This is a genomic window from Cysteiniphilum sp. GTC20157, assembly GCF_055396795.1.
On the sequence record NZ_AP044698.1, the window covers coordinates 1 to 21,310 of the forward strand.

Genomic DNA, 21,310 nt, shown 5'->3' on the forward strand with positions numbered 1-21,310 from the left:
ATAATCCGAAGCTAATTTAAAAATATAAACTTTTTCTAGTCTATTTAAAGCCTTTAATAAATGCTAGAAACCCTTGATATATATAGGATGCATTGTAAATATGAATGTTTGGTCAGAATGTTTGGATTATTTAAAAGACAACTTGTCTGAACAAGAGTATAGAATATGGATAACACCGTTAAAAACAAATGATCAAGGTAGTTTATTCACAATTTATGCACCGAATAATTATTTTCTTGGTTGGGTTAAGACCAAATATCAACAGGTTCTTGTGGATACCTTGAAAAAGTACAAACAAAATAATCATTTAATCGTTGAGTTTTCAGTAAAAAAGGGCAACAACACTCAAAATGTGGAAACACAAACCACAGCAATGCAAACTCAAACAGTTAAAAGTAGTGTTGGTCCACAGACTGATCTTTTCAACCAAAACGTGGCTATTACGCCAGTAGTTGTAGATACTTTAATTGAGCATAATGATTTAGCGGATGAAAAAAATGAATTTGAAGTGGATAAAAATTCAGGTATTTCCAGTGAGCTTTATGGTTTTGATGAAGCATTATCCGTTCCTAAAGATCAAAAGCGTGTTGATTTTGGTTCACCATTAAAAAAAGAATATAATTTTGATAACTTTGTTGTTGGTAAAGCAAATGAAGTAGCTCGCGCTGCGGCTATGCAGGTTTCTATCAATCCAGGATTGGCGTATAACCCATTGTTTATCTATGGCGGTAGTGGGTTAGGTAAAACACATTTAATGCATGCTATTGGTAACTATGTATTACATAATAACCCAACAGCAAAAGTGTTATATGTAACATCTGAACGCTTTGTCAAAGATTATGTTGATGCGGTACGTTTACACTCAGGCGATGAATTTCAAAACTTTTATCGCTCTGTTGATGTATTATTAGTTGATGATATCCAGTTTATTGCCGGTAAAGCAGGCTCTCAAGAGGAGTTTTTCCATACATTTAATACCTTGCTTGAAAATGGTAAACAAGTTGTCTTATCTTGTGATAAGTATCCCAAGGAAATCCCTAAACTTGAAGAGCGTTTAGTTTCGCGCTTTGGTTATGGCTTGACCGTAACAATTGATATTCCTGATCTTGAAACACGCAGTGCAATTTTATTGCATAAATCGAGCCAATTTGGTCGACCAATTGATCAAAATGTAGCGCTTTTTATGGCAAAACATATTCGCTCTAATGTGCGAGAACTGGAAGGTGCGCTAAGGCGCGTGCTTAACTATGCTCAGTTTAATAAAAAAGCAATTGATGAGAAGCTTGCTTATGAATGCTTAAAAGATGTTATTTCAATACAGGATAAAATTGTCAAAGTAGACAATATTCAACGTGTTGTTGCTGATTATTATAATATTAAAATAACAGACTTACTATCAAAGCAAAAAAGTCGTGATGTCGCGCGTCCAAGGCAGATGGCAATGGCGTTAGCTAAAGAGTTTACCAACCATAGTTTACCGGAAATTGGTGGCTTTTTTGGTGGTAGAGATCACACCACGGTCTTACATGCAGTAAGGACTATAAAGAAACTGATTGTCAATAATGTTGATATACAGGATGATTATCAAAATTTATCGCGCAAATTAGCGCATTAATTCCCAGGGGAGATATGATGTTACAATTTACACTTTCTCGCGATGCATTGTTAAAGCCATTACAAGGTTTAGTATCAATTGCTGATAAAAAGCATACGATACCAGTGCTAAGCTCCGTATTATTTATTATTGAAGAGGGTAAGCTACGCCTAAAGGCCTCTGATTTAGAGACTGAAATTGTCAGTTATGTTGAGCTTGAAGAAGCATCTGATGATGGTAGTATCGCTATTCCTGCCAAAAAGCTTCATGATATTATACGTAATCTACCAGAGGGTGCATCTGTCAAAATAACAGAAGAAGCAAATGATCGTGTATTAATTGCGTGTAATCGCAGTAAGTTTACTATGTCAATCTTGAAAGCTTCATCTTTTCCTGTGATGAATGAAGATACCGGTAGAGCGATGTTTAAGTTATCATATGCTCAGCTTAATTCGGCAATCAAGCGTGTAAAATTTGCCATGGCAAATAATGATGTACGCTATTTCTTAAATGGTATGTTATGGGAAGTCAACAATGATCGGTTTAGAACTGTATCGACTGACGGTCATCGTATGGCAAGTTCTGAAGTATTAATAGAAGATACCTTCCTAGATGCTGTTCAGATTATTGTGCCAAGCAAAGCAATTAAAGAATTAGAACGCACGTTATCAGCGCCTGAAGATGCTGAAATTGAAGTGCAAATTGGTAAGAATTATTTCAGAATAATTCTGCCTGATTTTCAGTTTACATCAAAACTTATTGAAGGGCGTTTTCCTGATTACACAAGAGTGATTCCGCCGAATAATACCAAGTTATTAGTGGCAAATCGAGTTGAATTAAAACAAGCATTATTACGTACGGCGATCTTATCGAATGAAACATATCGCGGCGTACGCTTAGAGCTTCAGGATAATGCTTTGCTTTTATCAGCAAATAATCCAGAGCATGAAGAAGCGCAAGATCAAATGGAAGTAAAATATAGCGATCAACCGATGGAAATTGGTTTTAACGTAAATTACCTTTTGAATATCGTTGATGTGTTGGATTCAGAGCATATTGACTTTTATTTTGATAGCCCGCAAATGAGCTTACTCATTAAGGACAATGATAGCCGTAGCACGTATGTGGTGAGCCCGATTAAGCTTTAAAAGAGCTAATGGCGGGCTTAGAAATCTGTGCATAAATCCATTTGCTATTTTTGATTATTAAATTTATATTACCTCTTGTTGAAAATCTACAGTAAAACATGATCTATTTATCTATAGGTAAATGCATGTGATATTGTTAAAAATATATTCAGTATAAAGTTTTATAATCTTATATAACTTTAGCTATATAAAATATGTGGGATAGGAGAAATATAATGATCAAAGTAATTTCAGTGGAAAAGTTAGCTGAGCTTATTCATAAACATGGTCTAAGACAGTATTTAGTTGACTTAATGACAACCTTGAAGAGTGATTTTCTGCGTTGGCAAGAATTTGATAAGATTCCACGTCCAGCATTTCATGTGCCCGATGGTGTAATTGAATTAATGCCAACGGCAGATAAAGAGTTATTTGCCTATAAATATGTCAATGGACATCCAAAGAATCCATTGCAGAATAAGCAAACGATTGTAGCGACAGGGCAGTTATCAAAAGTCTCTGATGGTCATCCATTGTTAATTTCAGAAATGACGGTGTTAACAGGTTTACGCACAGCGGCTACTTCAGCGTTGGCGACAGACTATTTAGCACGAAAAGATGCCAACACTTTGGCGTTAATCGGTACAGGTGCGCAAAGTGACTTCCAAGCATTAGCAGCAGCCATTGTGCGTGATATTAAAACGATTCGTTACCATGATATTGATCCACAGGCAATGCGTCGTTTTGAGAAAAACATGCAAGCTTATGATTTTGAACTCATTCCTTGTGCTAACAATGAAGAAGCGGTCAAGGGTGCTGATATTATTACAGTGTGTACTGCCTGCAAAGCACATGCTGTTGTGATTGAAAATAGCTGGATCAAAGAAGGTGTACATATCAATGGTTTAGGAGGTGATTGCCCGGGCAAAACAGAGTTAGATCAAGCCATTTTGCCACGCGCTAAAGTGGTGGTTGAGTTCTTTGAGCAGTCGTTTATTGAAGGTGAGATTCAACATTTCACTGAAGAAGAAGCAAAGAAAGTTGTTTATGCTGAATTATGGCAACTTATCTCAAGTGAGAAAAAAGGGCGCACTAGCCAAGATGAGATTACTGTATTTGATTCAGTTGGTTTTGCTTTAGAAGACTTCTCAGCACTGAAGCTGACATATCAATTGGCTGAGAAATATAATATCGGCGTGCCCATGAATATGATTCCGGCATTAAAAGATCCTAAGGATTTGTTCTCCGTATTAAATAACAACACAGATAATAGCGCACTACAAATTAAAGAGGTGCATGCGAATGTCTAATTATCGCTTTTTAGGGGCTAGTGTTGGCAATTGCGCTGGTATTATTGGCTGTGAGCAGGCGCCTGATCACGTGAAGCGTAAGTTGAAATTAGAGTTGTTATGGCAAAAAACAGTTTATTTTGAGGGAGAGGAAAGACGTCTTTCAGCACTTAATGCATTAAATACATTTTCAACCGAACTTGCTCATGCAACAAAAAATATCGTTGAGCAGGGTGATAAGTTTATTACCATTGGCGGTGACCATAGTTGTGCGGTGGGCACGTGGTCAGGTGTTTATGCTGCGATGGGTGAGTTTGGACTTGTTTGGATAGATGCGCATATGGATGCACATACTACGGAGAGTTCTCATAGTGGTAATTTACATGGCATGCCAGTGGCAGCACTAATGGGTTATGGTAATGATAAAATGACAAAGATATTATCAGACAATCCTAAACTTAAACCTGAAAATATTGTTTTAATAGGTATTCGTTCATTTGAGGAACCAGAGCAAGCAATTTTGAAAAGCTTAGGCGTTAAAGTGTTTATGATGGAAGATGTTCATGCATTTGGCTTTAAGCATTGTTTTGACTCAGCAATAGATCACTTCAAATCAAAAGATATTCCTTTTGGCATTAGTTTTGATTTAGATGGTTTGGACCCTCAGTATATTGAAGCATTAGGTACGCCGGTAGAGGATGGGATTTTGCTACCCGAGGTATTATCAAGCTTTCAAGAAATGCCTAAAGAGCAATTGCTAGGCATTGAAGTTACTGAATATAACCCAACCTTAGATCATAATGATAAAGGGGTTGATGTCATTGCAAATATTATTACAGCTATCACGGAGAATGATGGTTTTTTGTCAGAAGATAACGGTGAAGCTACATCGTTATCAGTTTGAGTATGTCATTGATCTTAACTTTTAATATTATTGTCTGAAGATCATTTAAACAATGCGATAGACTTGCTAATAAAACACTTCTTTGTTATCTCTGAAAATGCTTCAATAGGCTATTGATATCTAAGATAACAAAGGATGGCATAGATGCCTGTTGAGCAACCAATAGATCAATATTATGTGATAGGTAACCCTGTCAAACATAGTTTATCTCCTAAGATACATACGGAGTTTGCCGCTCAAACGGGGCAGAAGATGTGCTATGAAGCTTTGGAGATTTGTCCTGATAATCTAGAACAAACGCTTAATATATTGCGCCTTGATCATACAGTGAAAGGCTTGAGTGTTACCTTGCCATTTAAAGAAGAATTATACCGCTATTGCGATAAACTAGATGATCTAGCGCAAGAAGCACAAGCAGTGAGTAATGTCATTATTAATGATAAGCGCGAGTTTATTGGGTTAAACCTTGATGGTGTCGGACTTGTGAATGATATTAAGAATAATTTAAATATTAGTCTGCAAAATAAGCGAATTTTAATCTTAGGTGCTGGTGGCGCAGCTAAGGGCATTCTAGGTGCTATAGTGCGTGAAACCCCAGAAAGTATCACGATTGCTAATCGCACCAAAGAAAAAGCGCAGAACCTAGCAGAGCGCTCAACAAATAGTGCGGTTAAGCTGAGCGCCTGTGCTTTAGATGAAATTACCGATGCATTTGATATTGTAATCAATGCAACTTCAGCGAGCGTTGCTAAGGAAAACTTACCGCTAAAGCCTGATAACTTCACAAGTGGTGCATTGGCGTACGACTTGATGTATGCACCAAATGGCACGGTTTTTACCACTTGGTGTCAGTCAAATAATATTCAGGCAACAGATGGCAAGGGAATGTTGTTAGAACTAAGCAAGATTGCTTTTCAACACTGGCGCGGGTTAATTAGGGTGCTAAATGACACATCTAAATTTCAGAGTATATGTGGTAAGCTTGGATTGGGAAGTTAGAACTTTACTAAGTGGAATTTCAATTCTGCCTTGGCAAGTGTTGTTACAGCGGTTATGGAATGATGAATTATAGAAAAGTAGAAGGTGATTAAAAAATGAAAAAAACAAAAAAAACAATCGCAATTTTAGCAGGGGACGGTATTGGTTCTGAAGTGATGGCGTGTGCCATTGATGTATTAAATGCAGTGGCTAAAAAATACCACTACGAATTTACGTATAAAGAGGCTTTAATTGGTGGTGCTGCCTTTGATGTTTATGCTGAGCATTGCCCTAAACAGACCATTGATATTTGCAAATCTGCAGATGCCATTTTATTTGGCTCAGTGGGTGGTCCTGTTGATGCGCAAAATGATCCTAAATGGCAGGGTTGTGAGACCAAAAGTATATTAGCTTTGCGCAAAACTTTTGATTTTGGGGTGAATATTCGCCCGATTAAAATGTTTCCGGCATTAAAAGATAATAGCCCTATTAAGAATGAGCGCATTGCCAATGGTGCGGATATTGAGATCTTTCGTGAATTGTCAGGAGATATTTATTTTGGTGAGCATAAGCGCTTTGTGAATAAAGAGGGTATCCGCTGTGCCACCGATGTTGCAGAGTATGATGAGCAAACAATTCGACATATTGTCAGAGCTGCTTTTAAACGTGCTGGCGAAAGACGCAAAATCCTGACCTCCATCGATAAAGCTAATGTCTTAGATACGTCAAGACTTTGGCGCGATATTGCTAATGAAGAGGCGAGAAATTTTCCAGATGTCACATTAAAGCATATGTATGTTGATAATGCAGCAATGCAGCTGGTGTTAAACCCTGCGCAATTTGATGTGATTGTAACGGGTAACTTATTCGGTGATATCTTATCGGATCTGGCTTCTGTGTTACCCGGCTCGTTAGGGCTTGTGCCATCAATTAGCTTAAATAAAGAAGGCTTTGGTTTATATGAACCCGCAGGTGGTTCAGCCTTTGATATTATGGGTAAGGATATTGCCAATCCAATCGCACAAATTCTATCAGCAGCACTTATGTTATCTTATTCATTTGCTATGCATAAGGAGGCTGCAGCGATTGATCAGGCAATTGATCAAGTCTTAGCGCAAGGCTATAGAACGGCGGATATTGCTAATGGTGCTGCAAGCATAGGCAGTAAAGAAATCACCCAAAAGATTGTCACAGCACTGACAGAATCAGCATTAACCTAATGGCACTACCTTAAGAAGTAGCTTGTAAATATAGGCTTTGCAACGACGTTAAATCAATCATCCCTGATAAAATGGATTGCCACGCATCCATGCTCGCAATGACAGCCTCTGACTTGTCATCCGTAAGGCAAGATGGCGTGAGGATCCAATGCGGATCTGCCATGGACGGTTAGTCATCCTCCTAAAGGTAGTGCCATTAAGCGTTAACCTATTAATCGCGTTGTGAATGCGTGGAATAAAAGAGATATTTAATAAACTGCAATGTAATATCAAGAATAAGTTGCGTCAGCTAGTACCTCTCCCCTTGCGGGATTGCTCGTGCAGCTTAAGCTGCACGGGTGAGGGGAGTAATTAAAGCTCAACTTATTTTTGAATTATTACAATATTCAATTAATCACTTATTGCCTGAGCGATTCTGTCTTTGACGATTGCCTTTAGGATGACGCTTAGCGTTTTGCCCATCGCGATGTTCAACCTTGGGCTTGTTAGGAGATACTTTCTTGATGGTCTTATAATTATGCGGATTAGATTGCGGTAGGCTGTGTACAGGATCAAAGTCTTCAATAATAACGCGCTCGAGCGCTCTTTTTAAGAGTTTTTCAATGTCAGCTAATTGTGGAAATTCATCGGCACTCACCAAAGAGATTGCTTCACCTGCGGCACCTGCGCGCCCGGTGCGTCCAATACGATGAACGTAATCTTCAGGCACATTGGGTAAATCAAAATTAATCACGCAAGGCAGCTGGCTGATATCCAAGCCGCGAGCAGCAATATCTGTTGCTACTAATACTTGAACTTCATTGTCTTTAAAATCACTTAATGCTTTGGTGCGTGCACCTTGGCTTTTGTTGCCATGAATGGCAGCACTCTTGATATTCGCTTTCTCTAGCTTGCCGACAAGGTGGTTGGCACCGTGTTTAGTGCGTGAAAAAACTAATACTTGTGCCCAGTTATGAGTTTTGATGAGTTTGATGAGTAAGTTGGTTTTTTGCTTTTTATCAACTGGAACTATCCAGTGTTTTACTTTGGGTGCTGCTTGGTTGGGTGGACTTACTGAGATTTCTAAAGGATTATGGACAATAGATTTAGCAAGCTCTTTGATCTCAGGACTAAAGGTTGCTGAGAACATCAAGTTTTGGCGCTTTTTGGGGACAAGGGTTAGAATTTTGCGAATGGCATGAATAAAGCCCATATCAAGCATGCGGTCGGCCTCATCAAGGACGAGAAATTTCAAGCGATCAAAGCGTATGGCATTTTGCTCATATAAATCCAAAAGTCGCCCAGGCGTTGCCACGAGAATGTCAGCGCCTTTACGTAAGCGCATCATTTGTGGATTGATTTTAACGCCACCAAATACCACACAAGAGCGTAAGTGTAAGTTTGCACTATATGCTTGGATGTTTGTTTCTATTTGCGCTGCAAGTTCACGCGTTGGCGTTAAGATAAGCGCATGTGTTTGATTGGTTACTGCTTTAGGTCCTTGTGCTAACATTTCTAAAATGGGCAAAGTAAAGGCGGCTGTTTTGCCAGTACCGGTTTGTGCTGCAGCAAGTACATCACGCCCACTTAAAACGGCAGGAATGGCCTTTTGTTGGATGGGAGATGGCGATTTATAACCCTGTTCCGTCAGCGCATTTAAAATGGCAGTGCTTAAGCCTAATGAGGAGAATGACATTGATATTTACAAACATTGAATAGATTTGTGCTAAGCATAGACATATTGACAGAGAATGGATAGTTATTTTTTAATTTTCAGAATGCGTTTGATAAAGAATGTCACCACCTCGATCAAAGCTTGTTACCTCACCTTTGAGTTTCCATTGTGGCGTGAGCGAGAAGGTCGCAATACCTTGTTGCTCACCGGTAAACACCCCGACGCCATAGCTTAAATAAAGTCTGGAAGTAACCTGTTTGCCAATAAAAACGGCTGTATTGTTTTGCGCTGTTGTTGTGTTGTTTGTCGTATTGGTTGGGTTGTTGCTTAAATTCCCGAGTGAAAACTCAGCAAGAGAGAGCTTATCTTTAAGCTCATCAATGACGCCACTGCCACCTTCGTTAATCGCAATTAAAAGAGCGGCTTGCGATAATGCATCTGATGATGTTTGACTGCTATTGGCATTGCTTAGCACTTGACCAAATAAAATATAAGAAAGAATATCTGTTTGCGACATGCTCGGATCTGAGAACAGTTGAATTTTTGGATTATTTGCCATGCCAGTGATTTCAATGCCTATGGTATCAGGCGCATTTGATTGTGTTAGCTTGACAGAGGTTGGAATGTTATAAAATGTGGTAATTGCTAGCATCGGATTATCAACTGGCGAGTTATTAAATTGGATAGTTGATTTAGGATCTACACTAAAAGTTTTACCGTAAGCGCTAAATACACCATTAACTGGTTGTAGCGTGCCAACACCAAGCATTGGTTGATTCGGTTGGCTGATGATGTTTAAATTACCTTGAATTTTGGTATCAATGCCAAGACCTGAGATGTGGGCACTTTTACCCATGTCAATATTGAGATTCATGCTAAATGGTGTGTTTTTTTGCGTTTGTATCGCCTGATTACTATTGTTGACATAGATAACATCGTTTTGAATGGTATTTTGTAGACTGCTACTTTTCATATCAGCAAGATTAACAATTAGCTTATCAATAAAAATATTACCACTTAAACTGCTATTGCCATTGCTCTGATTGAAATTCAAACTAGGACTTACCGTTACTTCCATATCAGGCGTGTTAAGCACTAATAGTCTTTTGCCATTGATATTAATATTGGTATTTGGTGTGGCGCCGTGAAGATCGACAAACCCACTGACGGTTAAGGGTGATTTTTGGATGTTTGCCGTAAGATTAAGCTTGGCATTTAGTGGGTTTCTTACAGCGATCTTTGCATTGATATTATCTAGCGTAGTATTTAAAGGTAGTAGCTCAATTTGCGCATCTTTAAGTGCAATATTACCATCAATGTGTGGGTCAAACAAAGTACCTGTGATTTGCAAACGGCTATCTAAATTCCCTTTATTAATCAATGTCGGGAATTGCGGGATAAAATTACTGACCCAATCAAGACGGGTTGATGTTAGATCAAGCGCGCCATTTAAATTGGCTTTGCTCAAATTATATAAATCAAAGTTATCACTATTGAGATTAAGTGCTAGCGTATTATGCGGAAAAGAAATATGGTTTTTTAAAACCAACTTTTGATGCTCAAGTGATAAGTTGGTATTGATATTGGTGGTGTAGGATAACTGATGGATTGGCACAATTTGTTGCAATTGTTTGAACCATGAGATGTTGTTGGCAAAGAATAAGCCATGTCCAGAAATACTGAAATTTGCTTTAGGATCACTGTTAGGGTTTTGTAAATAGTCTCCCTTAAAGCTTAAAGCAAAGCTATCACCGCCATAAGGCAGATTAGGAATAAACTGCGCAGGCGTTATCTCACCTGCTGTTTGAATCGCAATGGCATTCGCTGCCAGTGAGGCCTTGATGCAAAAATGATTGTCATTTGATGCCAAAAGACAAAGATCACTGATGTTGCTTTTATCAGGACTAACAGATAGATCAACGGCTTTAGTTAAGTGCCAGTTTTGCTTGAAGGTTTTGCTAGTGAAATCTAAAGTATCGATTTTTGCGACAACCTGTGAGAGAGACAATTGTTGTAATTGCATTTTAAGTAGTGTTGAGATTTTATTAGAATCGGCATTGAGTGTTAGTGCATGATTATCAACAGCCAACATAAGCTTGGAGAGGTCAAATTGCTTGTAGATAAAATCATGCACATCAAGCGTCATTGTGAGTGCTTTTGTTGCCTTGTCATCGATATCAATGTTTCCTTGTGAGTAGATATTACCACTGACATTAAAAGGGTAAGCATTAAGATTATTCACAAAAACTTCCCACTGCGCTTTGATGTTCTGTTTGGATTGCGTGAGTTTGATTTGCACGTGATCATCATTGCTTGGATTAATCAACTTAAATTGGTTTAAGTGAAAAGCGCCATTGCTGCTAGATAAATTTGCATGGCAACGTAACTCATCATTGTGGGTGAAAATATCACAAAAACTGGTTTTAAGTCGAAAATCATGGTCAGTGGTATTAAGCTTGCCACCGATATTAAACTTAAGCGACACAGACGGATTTAAAGAGGTGAGGTTAACTGACCAATCCAGTTGGTCGTTAAATAGCAATGTATTATTGATCACGGCAAGATGATCAAGTTTCAGTTGGTTGACTATTTGCCTTTGGTCAAAGCTTGAAATAAGTGAGTAAGGATAGGGTCTCGTTTTGTAGTGAATAACACCATCGCTCATGATACTAAATTTATCTGCAAAATTACCGATAACTTGAGTCTGTGTGCTGCTAATATCGGCACCACTTTGCTCAGCAGATAGGGTGACTTTTAAGTGCGTTTTAAAAGGCGCGTTTAATATAATATAACCACTATTCACTGCCGTGCTGGCTGAATACGCAGGAACATTAGCAGCGACCTTGCTAAGCGCTAGTTTATCATTAACTAAATTAATACCATTTGCACTGACGTTCGTAGCATGGACGATTAATTGCTTATTCATCAGGTACGCGACATCGCTGACCTTGATGTTTTTGGCATAAAGATCAAGCGGCATGCTAAAAGGGCTATTATCTTTATGTGTTTGACTATCACTCTCGTTACTGGGTGATTGTGTATTGACGTCAACATAGACTTTATCTAAGGATAAATGCTTAACATCAAGCGTTTGAAGGCTGATCAAAGACCATAATGATAACGACAGTTCAACTTGGCTTAAGCGAATATCCACGATGTCATTTTTAATATCAAGCTCATCAAGTTTAAGCCTATTAATTTGACCTGAAATATTGCCCTTAAGACTAATACCAAGGGGCTGCAAAAAATGGTTGGTGATTTTTTGCGTGATTTGCAAACCTGGCGTGGTGAATAATAAAAAACCAAGTGCCAATGCAAGGGTTAATATTAGGCTTAAGAGTGTGATTGAACACCATTTAATTGTTTTACGTAAGCTTCTCATAGGCTTATCCCAATACTTAAATCAAAGCGCCAGTGTTCATTGTTGTGATTCAGTGTGCGTGTGAAAAATACCATAAAGGGGCCAAGTGGTGTTTTGTAGCTAAGTCCGATACCCGCGGCACGTAAAATATCAACATCACTAAAGTTAGGTTTATTGGCAGCGTTACCTAAGTTGTAGTAAAGCATTGAGCTGAAGTTGCCATAAATACGTTGCTCAATGCCGGCAATTCCTGTGGCAAGATAGCGCCCCCCTGTGACATTGCCATTGACCGTCGGACCTTGACTTAAGAAAGGGTAGCCCAAGAGGTTACTCACACCACCGGCATAAAAACGAAAATTAGGGGCGACATTTTGGATATTATCAACGGTAATAAATCCCCAATTGGCACCAAATAATAAGCGATTCCATTGAGGGTTAATGGGTAATGAATAGTAAATGCTCATGCTATTGCGAATAAAATCTTGATCCGAAAGTGGCGATTTGATGGAAGCTTGCAATAGTTCATTCCACACCAAGCCTTGACGCCAAAAGCCATTTTGCCAGCTGCCGTCGTAGAGAAGGGTTAAAGCGGGAACGAGATATTTACCATTGGTATTATTAGGGTTAGCGACGGTGTCATAATTGGTAAGATATTGCTGTAAGCTAACGGTGGTTTGCCAATGACCATATTTATGGGTGCGTGCAATGCCAAAATTGGTTTGACGTTCATTGTATGTATCCGTTTCAATATAGCTTTGCTCGGCAATAAGACTCCAGTTATCATGCAATGGATCCTTGCCTGGAAAAACATAGCTACTACTAAACGTGCTGTTAGCAGGTGAGGCGGAGACATTAAATGAGAATTGTTGCCCCGTGTCGGTGACATGGCGAAAAAGCGTACCAAAACTCACTCTGGGACCTGTAAATGTGCCATAACCTACCCCAAAAGTATAGGTGCGTGCATGTCCTGCGGTTAGGTTTAAATCCACGGGAACCGTTTTATTCACTTTGTCACGTTTGGAGATTTTAGGTACCAACTGAGCATTGCTAAAATAGCCGCTATCTTGTAGGCGTTTATTGGCTTTGGTGATCTTTTTTTGTGACATGTTATCACCAATGCTGATGTTGATAATATCGTTGATAAAACGCTCAGCATAATCATAACGCTGTTGCTTGATATTAATAGTACCGATTTTGTAACGTGCTCCCGTATTTACGGTTAGGATAACTTCAGCAGTGTATTTAAGCATATTAATACGAATTTCATGTTCTGTGAGTTTGCTATCTAGGAAACCGGCATTAAAAAAGTTGTCAGTCAGTAACGCTTTAGATTTTTCATAGGCAGTTTGCGTTAAAATATCGCCTTGTTTAAGCGGTAAGTTATTGAGTGTATTGTGAGCGATTTTAGAGTCTTTACCCGAGCCATTGATATTAACTGTCAATTTGTCAATATGTATTGGCTCATTGAGTTTGACATCAAAGGTAGCAATCCAAAGGTTGTCCTTGACACTAAAATCTGTGGTAATGATTGGTTTGTAGTAACCATAGGGCTCAAGTAAAGTCTTGATTTCATTATCACTTTTTTTAAGTAATAACTGCATTTGGTTAGGGTGAGAAACAGCAAATGTCTTAAAGCGCGATAAGCTGATATTATCAACAATGCTTGATGTGATTTTGTTATCACTAATGCCATTAATGACAATATCGAGAGTTGGGGGGTTTGAATCACTTTTATTGTCATCAGCAGCGTACAAGAAGCTAAGGCTAAATATGTAAAATATAAAAAATATACAAAGAATAGTCTTCCTTAACATCTTAATATTACTCTACAAGGTCAAGTTGTTGATAAAGTGTAGTATAGTATAGGCTAACTTGTGGTGTAGATAAATAAACTACGCGATCAGAAAATATTTAACAGTATTAAGTGGCGAAATAGTGTGTAATGAGTATTAATATGACGTTAATAAATAAAGAGCAGTGGATGGCGTATGCGCTATTAGAGGCAAAAAAAGCTCAAGAGCATAATGAAATCCCCGTTGGTGCGATTATTGTCAGAGACAATCAAATCATTGGTCAGGGGTTTAATCAGATGATTATGCGTCATGATCCAACCGCACATGCTGAGATGGTTGCATTGCGTCATGCAGGACAAGCAATGCAAAACTACCGCTTACCTGAATGTGATCTCTATGTCACTTTAGAGCCGTGTATGATGTGCCTAGGGGCGATGGTGCACGCGCGTATCAGAACACTTTATTTTGCGACCAAAGAGCCAAAAGCAGGTGTTGCCTGTTCACAAGCACTCTTACATACACAGCCATTTTTAAATCATCGCTTGAATGTTGAAGGCGGAATATTAGCAGATGAGGCTAGTGATATGCTTAAGACATTTTTTAATAAGCGTCGGTTGCAGAAAAAGCATAATAAATGAGCTGAGTTTTATTGCTCCCCCTCACCCGCGCAGCGTAAGCTGCACGACCTCTCCCGCAAGGGGAGAGGTAAATCGCTAGGCAATTCGCTGTTTCATTATTAATATTAATAACTTAAGGTTAAGCGAGCATAAAAAATAAATTACTGAGTGCGATCATTAATACCGTCAATATGGCAAAGCCTACATTAACAGTATGCGCAAGCTTAATATGTTTTTCACAAAGGTAATAATTCAACACAACAGTGATGAGTGTAACCACCATAAATATCAGCACGCTCAATTGAATTTTATCAATAAGATTAATCGTATTTGATGGCGGTAGTATTGAGTCAGTGGAAATCTTACTACCGACAACGGCAAAAATAGCGGCAGAATTGAGTGCCAGACGACTTTTGATGTCTTTGATTGGAATAAAGAACATACCCAAAATTAAGATACAAGCAAGATATAACATCCCAAAGATATGGATAAACATGCGAATATTAGTGTGTGTCATCTCGACAGAATAAATCGCTCGGGCATAGGCAGTATTAGTTGGGTTATTAGGGTTACCAAAATTGGTGTCATAATGATGAATATAACTACGCCAGTGATCAGCCCCTAATCGCCAACCGCTTAAAGGTATCTCACGATCAACGTCAGAGTTAATGTCATCGGTCTTAAATACAATCATGTGTGCATTAAAATCAGCGTCTTCGATAACGATAGATAGTGGTTTTGTGCTAAAGGGGAAGTTCTCAAAATTCCAGTTCTGTGATAAGGTAGCACGAATTTTATATTGCTTCAGTGTCTTATTATCTGCAAGTTTTTGCGTGCCACTATAGAGTACTGAAAATTTTTCAGCATTAATAATGTCAAACTCATTGTTTTCGATACTCAGTTGATCAGGGTAAATAAACCACAACCAAAAAATGGCAGAAACTGTTTTTTTCTGCAAGTTAATATCATAAACATGCGTGATATAAGTACCAATGGTGACTTTAGCTGGTGCATTCTGTGCCTTGTCATGAGTGAAAGCAGTTTGTGCACAAAATAAAAAACTTAAAAGCACTATTAAGAACCTTGCCATATTTGATCCATCAAATTTTCATACGTGACAAAAGTATAGTTTAAAAAATAATATTCGCACCTAATAGAACTTGTTAGCTATGTGCGTAATCCGTTGGCGATTTTAAAAGCAGGTTAGCATCTTTTAATGCAAGTGATATGGGCAGTAAAGTAACACCATCTAAGTTTTGTTTTTCATTTCCTCCGTAGAGTAGGTAACAGCTTGCCATTGGGTAGTCACCTTTAAAGGTTATTAGCCCTTTGAGATCTTTACGACTAATTTTCTTTTTGCGCTTAACCTCAATGGCAATTAACCCATGCTCTCCGTATAAAATAAAATCTACCTCTTGCTGAGTGCGTGTTCGCCAATAATAAAATTGATATCCTAAATTATAATAGTCATTACAGGCTCTATACTCTTGCAAACACAGTGTCTCAAGTGCAGCGCCATCAATTTCCTCTGGTGAATCAAGTACGCCAATAGGACGTATTGCTCTATACACACCAACGTCAAAAAAATAAAATTTAGGCGCCATGACAACTTCGCGTTTAGCCCTTTTTGTAAAAACAGGTAATCGAATTGAAATAAGGAGATCTTCTAAAATAGTAAAAAAGTTCTCAACAGTATGCCTTGAACTGCCAATTTCTCTGGCAATTTCGGTGTAGTTGAGTGTTTCACCTTGTGAAAAGCTTGCTGTTTCTAAAAAACGTGCAAATAAGGCAATGTTTCGCGTTAAGCTCTCATGCAATACTTCCTCTTTAAGGTAAGTTGCCACATAGCTTTTTAAGTATTCATCGGGCTGTGATGTCAGTAATGCTGTTGGTAAATGACCGGTATGTAAAGATTTAGCAATATCAAAATCATCAGCCTGTTCAATAGCAGTAACTGGGTGCATATGTTTGATTAGCGCGCGCCCTGCAAGTAGGTTAACTCCGCTTCGTTTGAGCTTGCGAGCGCTAGAGCCTGTTAAGATGAATCGTAATTTACGTCCTTCAATGAGGCGGTGCACTTCATCCAGTAACGCGGGAATTTTCTGAATTTCATCAATAATAATCCATTGTTTATAATCCTCTGGAATACTGGCATCCAAGCGGGTGGCATCACCCAGTAGATAGGTGTAAGTATCTTCCTTTAATAGATCAAAATAAAGACTATTTTTGAAGTGGTATCTTAACCAAGATGTCTTGCCAGTGCCTCTTGGACCAAACAAAAAGTAGCTTTGTTGTGAGTCGGGGTCAATATTGAGCAGTCGTTTAAACATAATATAATTGCAATTAGCTATCGATAATCTCCATTTTGCACAAAAATAGAGATTGCCGATAGCGATTTTTGATATTTTTTCACTCCAACCAACAACATCAAGCAACAATAATCACATTTCATAAAATAATATTCGCTGAATTTGGGCATTATTTCTGATATGATCAATGGCGATTTGAGTAGCTAAAAGTGAGATTTTATGAAGATTGCGATTTTTGGTACGGGCTATGTTGGACTCGTAACGGGAACCTGTTTTGCGGCAATGGGCAATCATGTTTGTTGTGTTGATATTGATCAAGTTAAAGTTGATAACCTAAAAAAGGGTATTTCACCGATTTATGAACCTGGTTTAGATGAGCTGATTAAGCGCAATGTGACAAAAGGACGTTTGCGTTTTAGCACTGACGCAAAAGAAGCGATTGATGAAGCTCAAGTCATCTTTATCGCAGTGGGGACGCCACCTGATGAAGATGGGTCGGCTGATTTGCAGTATGTGTTGCAAGTGGCTAAAACAGTTGCTAAAGAAATGAATGAATATAAGGTCATTGTTAATAAATCAACCGTGCCTGTTGGCACTGAATATAAAGTAACCGAAGCAATTTCTAATGTGTTAAGTGAACGTGGTGTAAAGCTTGACTTTGATGTGGTGTCTAATCCTGAGTTTCTCAAAGAGGGTGATGCTATAAGTGATTGTATGCATCCGGATCGTATTGTCGTGGGTGCGAACTCCGAGCGTGCAGCTGATGTGATGCGTGAGCTTTACGCACCATTTGATCCTAACCAAAATCGCTTGATGATCATGGATGTGCGCTCTGCTGAAATGACCAAATACGTAGCTAATGCAATGCTAGCCACAAAAATTAGTTTTATGAATGAGATGAGTCAGATTGCAGAGCGCGTTGGCGCAGATATCGAGAAAGTACGCATTGGTATTGGTGCAGATCGACGTATTGGTTACCATTTTATTTACGCAGGGTGTGGTTATGGTGGCTCATGTTTTCCTAAGGATGTGCGTGCTTTGGGGCAAACGTCACGTGAATATGGTTATACTGCGCGCATTTTAAACGCTGTGCATGATGTTAACGATGCGCAAAAAGAAGTGCTTTTTACTAAATTTAATGATTATTTCAATGGCGACATTGCAGGCAAAACGGTTGCCATTTGGGGACTTGCATTCAAGCCAAATACCGATGATATTCGTGAAGCGTCAGCGCGTGTATTAATTGAAACACTGTGGCAACACGGTGTTAAAGTCAAAGCCTATGACCCTGAAGCAATGGAGAATTTTGCTAATAGTTATGGTCAGCGTGATGATTATGAGCTTGTTGATGAAGCGTATAATGCATTACATAATGCTGATGCGTTATTTGTGGTGACTGAGTGGCAAAGTTTTAGAAGTCCAGATTTTAGTAAGATCAAAGCGCGATTAAATAACCCCGTTATTTTTGATGGACGCAATTTATATGATAAATCACGGATGAAGGATTTAGGTTTTGAGTATATTTCCATCGGCAGATAACAAAAACTGCTGGGATTATAAGTATAAATAATGTCCTTTATATGGATAAAATAAATAACTGATCTATAGTTGACTTTGTAATATTAAGTTATCTTGGTGGGGTCAGTTATGAACAGTTATCGTAGTATTAAGCCATTGGCATGTATTGCCATATTTTGTTTACCATTATCGTCTTTTGCCGTTGAGTTGCAGGTTCGTTATTGCGATACAGCACGCAAGAGTGAAGTTATTACTGTTGAATATACAGATAATAATGGCATTTCAGATCAGCGATTTATTGATCATTTTGGTGCGCCGTTAGCGCACTTTAAAGCAGCTAATGATTATCGAAATACGCATGATGAAGTTTGCTCAGTCTTACCTACAAATGCTAAATCTTACGCAATGGGAAATGCGCAAGCCATTCATATTGACCGTTTGCCATTTCAAGTTGAGTCGGTTGTGCCTGAAGTATTGACAGATATACAAAAGGCGTTTTTACAAGCTGAAAATGTTCGACAATGGTCGCAGCAATGGAATATGCATAACCATATTGGCGTGGGTGTTGCTGCACAAGGGGCGTGGGCACAATTAAGATTTACAGGGCTTAATAAGACTTATGTTGCGGTGATTGATTCCGGTGTTGCAGCATTTATACCGGAAGATTTACAAGGACGTTTGGAAATGTCACAACCTTATTATTTTTATGTCGATGATCAAGGTGAAGTGGATGTGATTGCTTCAGTTATTGATACTGATTTAACGCAAGGACCGCATGGCACAACAATAGCCGGTGTCATTGCCGCGCAAGGACCAAGAGTAACAGGCGTTGCCGGAGATGTGGATGAGATTATGGTGTTGCCAATTAAAGTCTTTGGGCATGCCGGAGGTGCAAAAACAGCAGCGATTACGATGGCAATTGAGTGGGCAGCAGGCATTTATAGTGAGGATATGGCAAGTATAGGGCTACTTCAGCCCAATCAAACGCCAGCAAAAGTGATTAATTTGAGCCTAGGGATATCAAGAGTTGGTAAAGATGGCTTGGCTGCTGCAACTGAAGTTAAGTGGAAAAATGAATTGTTACCAGCTTATTGTGATGAATTTGGAGTATCAATAGATAAAGTAAATGCACTGGGTGTGACGGTTGTAATTGCTGCAGGAAACTATGGTCAACCACTGTGGGATATTGCACCGGCAGGTTGTCCTAATATCAATGCGATTGTGGTAGAAGCAACAAATAATAATGGTGTAAAGGCAGACTATTCTAACTATGCAGTGAGTGATTGGCCTGTGCAGAGTCTGGTACTTGCCGCTCCCGGGGGTGAAGATGCCGATCTTGACTTGAGCAAAGGTATTATCTCACCGGGTTTTTGTATTATTTTGAGTCGAAATGAAGCTTGCTTGTATTACTATTTAGAAGGAACTTCTTTGTCCGCTCCGCATGTTGCTGGTATTGCTGCTATGATCTATGCCTTAAATCCTAATGCTGATTTTAATTATGTCAAAACAAAACTATCCCAATCCACATGGGGAAATAATGTGGTTAACGCCCAAGAGGCAGTGCGGCAAACAGTTGTCGCTGAGCAAAGCAATGACGCGCAGTCAGAAGGCGGCGGTGGTGCTAATAGTACCGGTGTCGCTATTGCTGCTGGTGCCGGTGCCCTTGCTTCAGCATTAGCACTTATATTATTCATATGAATATTGATAATTAACAACGATCCTGTAAAATATCATGATAATTTACAAGTCTACTGCTGATTATCATGAATTTAACACGAATACTAGATTTAACTACCCTTTTAACAAAGAAGTCATTTTTTCTATTTGGTCCACGAGCAACGGGCAAGTCAACATTGATTCGACAACAGCTTGCTGATAAATATTTGGTAATTAACCTATTAAGAAATGAATATTATATGGAGCTTAGTCAATCACCACAATCGTTAGAGGCTATGATCAATAGTGCAAAAGACCAAACAATCGTTATTATCGATGAAATTCAACGTGTTCCAATGTTACTAAATGAAGTACATCGGCTCATTGAGGAACGTCAAATTCACTTTTTGCTAACAGGTTCAAGTGCGCGTAGTCTTAAAAGAAAGCACACTAATCTACTGGCAGGACGTGCGCGCAAGGCTGAACTTTTTCCATTAGTGAGTGCGGAGATTCCGGAATTTAACTTAAATCATTATTTGCATGTTGGTGGATTGCCAATGGTCTATTTAAGTGATGAGCCTTATGAAGAATTATCAGCATATGTTAATACTTACATGAAAGATGAAATTCAAGCAGAGGCGTTGGTGAGAAATATTCCAGGATTTAGCAACTTTCTAAAGATGTGTGCTTTGACAAACGGCAAAATGCTGAATTTCAGCAGTATTGCCAGTGATTGTGCGCTACCTGTATCAACAGTTAGAGAGTACTACTACATCTTGGAGGATACCTTTTTAGGATTTATGTTGCCGGCATTTACTGCAACACAAAAACGTAAAGCGATTAGTACAGCAAAATTCTATTTCTTTGATTTGGGTGTGGCGCATTATCTTGCTGGTATTAGGCAACTTCCAACAGCTACGGCGCTTTATGGTAATGCACTGGAGCATTTTGTTGGACTTGAGATTCGTGCTTACCTCTCATATCGACGCATTGATAAACCTCTAAGCTATTGGCGTTCAACGAGTCAGATGGAGGTTGACTTTGTGATCGGTGATGAAATAGCGATTGAGGTCAAAGCAACTGGACGTATTCATGATAAGCATTTCAAAGGTTTACTTGCGTTTAAAGAAGAGGATATTGCAAGACGTTATATTTTAGTTAGTCTTGATCCGATCCACAAAGTACATGGTAATGCTATCGAAGCTTTGCCATTAGAAATATTCCTCAAGCAATTGTGGGATGGTGATATTGTTGGTTGGTAATTTAATAATCATAAAAATACTTTGAAGT

Annotated in this window: 16 protein-coding genes; 10 read left to right on the top strand and 6 right to left on the bottom strand. The window is 38.8% G+C overall.

All coding sequences use genetic code 11. The features are described from left to right. Positions 1 to 100: 100 nt before the first annotated feature. From dnaA to leuB, 6 genes are all read left to right on the top strand, one after another. Entirely contained in the window at positions 101 to 1,615 is a 1,515-nt protein-coding gene (gene dnaA / locus ACZ5V8_RS00005; RefSeq protein WP_464217856.1) for a chromosomal replication initiator protein DnaA, read from the top strand. Between the two features lie 14 nt (positions 1,616 to 1,629). Further along, the gene (gene dnaN / locus ACZ5V8_RS00010) at positions 1,630 to 2,742 is read left to right on the top strand and encodes a DNA polymerase III subunit beta (RefSeq protein WP_464217857.1); all 1,113 of its coding nucleotides are present in this window, start codon (positions 1,630 to 1,632) and stop codon (positions 2,740 to 2,742) included. Positions 2,743 to 2,957: 215 nt separating this feature from the next. Continuing rightward, the gene (locus ACZ5V8_RS00015) at positions 2,958 to 4,031 is read left to right on the top strand and encodes an ornithine cyclodeaminase (RefSeq protein WP_464217858.1); all 1,074 of its coding nucleotides are present in this window, start codon (positions 2,958 to 2,960) and stop codon (positions 4,029 to 4,031) included. After that, positions 4,024 to 4,914 (top strand): arginase, encoded by an 891-nt coding sequence (locus tag ACZ5V8_RS00020; protein WP_440617540.1) that lies wholly within the window; start codon positions 4,024 to 4,026, stop codon positions 4,912 to 4,914. Before ACZ5V8_RS00015 ends, ACZ5V8_RS00020 begins: the two co-directional genes overlap by 8 nt. A gap of 144 nt (positions 4,915 to 5,058) precedes the next feature. Continuing rightward, positions 5,059 to 5,913: a shikimate dehydrogenase gene (gene aroE / locus ACZ5V8_RS00025; RefSeq protein WP_464217859.1), complete on the top strand. Its 855-nt coding sequence runs from the start codon at positions 5,059 to 5,061 to the stop codon at positions 5,911 to 5,913. Between the two features lie 95 nt (positions 5,914 to 6,008). After that, positions 6,009 to 7,112, top strand: coding sequence for a 3-isopropylmalate dehydrogenase (leuB, locus tag ACZ5V8_RS00030; RefSeq protein ID WP_464217860.1), 1,104 nt, complete (start codon positions 6,009 to 6,011; stop codon positions 7,110 to 7,112). Positions 7,113 to 7,122: 10 nt separating this feature from the next. Here the strand turns inward: leuB and ACZ5V8_RS00035 are convergent, their stop codons facing one another. The 4 genes from ACZ5V8_RS00035 to ACZ5V8_RS00050 all read right to left on the bottom strand — a co-directional run bounded on the left by ACZ5V8_RS00035 (position 7,123) and on the right by ACZ5V8_RS00050 (position 13,941). Beyond that, positions 7,123 to 7,275 (bottom strand): hypothetical protein, encoded by a 153-nt coding sequence (locus ACZ5V8_RS00035; protein WP_464217861.1) that lies wholly within the window; start codon positions 7,273 to 7,275, stop codon positions 7,123 to 7,125. Between the two features lie 231 nt (positions 7,276 to 7,506). Next, positions 7,507 to 8,787 carry a DEAD/DEAH box helicase gene (locus ACZ5V8_RS00040; protein WP_464217862.1) on the bottom strand — a complete coding sequence of 427 codons (1,281 nt, stop codon included), beginning with the start codon at positions 8,785 to 8,787 and terminating at the stop codon, positions 7,507 to 7,509. Positions 8,788 to 8,857: 70 nt separating this feature from the next. Continuing rightward, a complete protein-coding gene (locus ACZ5V8_RS00045; protein WP_464217863.1) occupies positions 8,858 to 12,148 on the bottom strand; it encodes a translocation/assembly module TamB domain-containing protein in 3,291 nt (1,096 codons plus the stop codon). Next, on the bottom strand, positions 12,145 to 13,941 hold the full coding sequence (locus ACZ5V8_RS00050; RefSeq protein ID WP_464217864.1) for an autotransporter assembly complex protein TamA: 1,797 nt from the start codon (positions 13,939 to 13,941) through the stop codon (positions 12,145 to 12,147). Before ACZ5V8_RS00050 ends, ACZ5V8_RS00045 begins: the two co-directional genes overlap by 4 nt. Positions 13,942 to 14,081: 140 nt before the next feature. Between ACZ5V8_RS00050 and tadA the strand changes: the two genes are divergently transcribed. Beyond that, entirely contained in the window at positions 14,082 to 14,558 is a 477-nt protein-coding gene (gene tadA / locus ACZ5V8_RS00055) for a tRNA adenosine(34) deaminase TadA (protein ID WP_464217865.1), read from the top strand. Positions 14,559 to 14,676: 118 nt separating this feature from the next. Here tadA and ACZ5V8_RS00060 read toward each other — a convergent pair whose 3' ends face one another. Beyond that, the gene (locus tag ACZ5V8_RS00060; protein WP_464217866.1) at positions 14,677 to 15,627 is read right to left on the bottom strand and encodes a ligand-gated ion channel; all 951 of its coding nucleotides are present in this window, start codon (positions 15,625 to 15,627) and stop codon (positions 14,677 to 14,679) included. Between the two features lie 73 nt (positions 15,628 to 15,700). Next, positions 15,701 to 16,867, bottom strand: coding sequence for an ATP-binding protein (locus ACZ5V8_RS00065; protein ID WP_464217867.1), 1,167 nt, complete (start codon positions 16,865 to 16,867; stop codon positions 15,701 to 15,703). Between the two features lie 198 nt (positions 16,868 to 17,065). On the opposite strand from ACZ5V8_RS00065, the gene ACZ5V8_RS00070 reads away from it, so the two are divergent. From ACZ5V8_RS00070 to ACZ5V8_RS00080, 3 genes are all read left to right on the top strand, one after another. After that, on the top strand, positions 17,066 to 18,385 hold the full coding sequence (locus ACZ5V8_RS00070; RefSeq protein ID WP_464217868.1) for a UDP-glucose dehydrogenase family protein: 1,320 nt from the start codon (positions 17,066 to 17,068) through the stop codon (positions 18,383 to 18,385). A 108-nt stretch (positions 18,386 to 18,493) separates the two neighbouring features. Then, entirely contained in the window at positions 18,494 to 20,062 is a 1,569-nt protein-coding gene (locus ACZ5V8_RS00075; RefSeq protein ID WP_464217869.1) for a S8 family serine peptidase, read from the top strand. Between the two features lie 65 nt (positions 20,063 to 20,127). Then, on the top strand, positions 20,128 to 21,282 hold the full coding sequence (locus ACZ5V8_RS00080; protein ID WP_464217870.1) for an ATP-binding protein: 1,155 nt from the start codon (positions 20,128 to 20,130) through the stop codon (positions 21,280 to 21,282). The last annotated feature ends 28 nt before the right edge of the window (positions 21,283 to 21,310 follow it).

Coding starts and splice junctions, on each gene's coding strand:
- dnaA (WP_464217856.1), top strand. CDS start 101: ATGAATGTTTGGTCAGAATGTTTGGATTATTTAAAAGACAACTTGTCT.
- dnaN (WP_464217857.1), top strand. CDS start 1,630: ATGATGTTACAATTTACACTTTCTCGCGATGCATTGTTAAAGCCATTA.
- ACZ5V8_RS00015 (WP_464217858.1), top strand. CDS start 2,958: ATGATCAAAGTAATTTCAGTGGAAAAGTTAGCTGAGCTTATTCATAAA.
- ACZ5V8_RS00020 (WP_440617540.1), top strand. CDS start 4,024: ATGTCTAATTATCGCTTTTTAGGGGCTAGTGTTGGCAATTGCGCTGGT.
- aroE (WP_464217859.1), top strand. CDS start 5,059: ATGCCTGTTGAGCAACCAATAGATCAATATTATGTGATAGGTAACCCT.
- leuB (WP_464217860.1), top strand. CDS start 6,009: ATGAAAAAAACAAAAAAAACAATCGCAATTTTAGCAGGGGACGGTATT.
- ACZ5V8_RS00035 (WP_464217861.1), bottom strand. CDS start 7,275: ATGGCAGATCCGCATTGGATCCTCACGCCATCTTGCCTTACGGATGAC.
- ACZ5V8_RS00040 (WP_464217862.1), bottom strand. CDS start 8,787: ATGTCATTCTCCTCATTAGGCTTAAGCACTGCCATTTTAAATGCGCTG.
- ACZ5V8_RS00045 (WP_464217863.1), bottom strand. CDS start 12,148: ATGAGAAGCTTACGTAAAACAATTAAATGGTGTTCAATCACACTCTTA.
- ACZ5V8_RS00050 (WP_464217864.1), bottom strand. CDS start 13,941: ATGTTAAGGAAGACTATTCTTTGTATATTTTTTATATTTTACATATTT.
- tadA (WP_464217865.1), top strand. CDS start 14,082: ATGACGTTAATAAATAAAGAGCAGTGGATGGCGTATGCGCTATTAGAG.
- ACZ5V8_RS00060 (WP_464217866.1), bottom strand. CDS start 15,627: ATGGCAAGGTTCTTAATAGTGCTTTTAAGTTTTTTATTTTGTGCACAA.
- ACZ5V8_RS00065 (WP_464217867.1), bottom strand. CDS start 16,867: ATGTTTAAACGACTGCTCAATATTGACCCCGACTCACAACAAAGCTAC.
- ACZ5V8_RS00070 (WP_464217868.1), top strand. CDS start 17,066: ATGAAGATTGCGATTTTTGGTACGGGCTATGTTGGACTCGTAACGGGA.
- ACZ5V8_RS00075 (WP_464217869.1), top strand. CDS start 18,494: ATGAACAGTTATCGTAGTATTAAGCCATTGGCATGTATTGCCATATTT.
- ACZ5V8_RS00080 (WP_464217870.1), top strand. CDS start 20,128: ATGAATTTAACACGAATACTAGATTTAACTACCCTTTTAACAAAGAAG.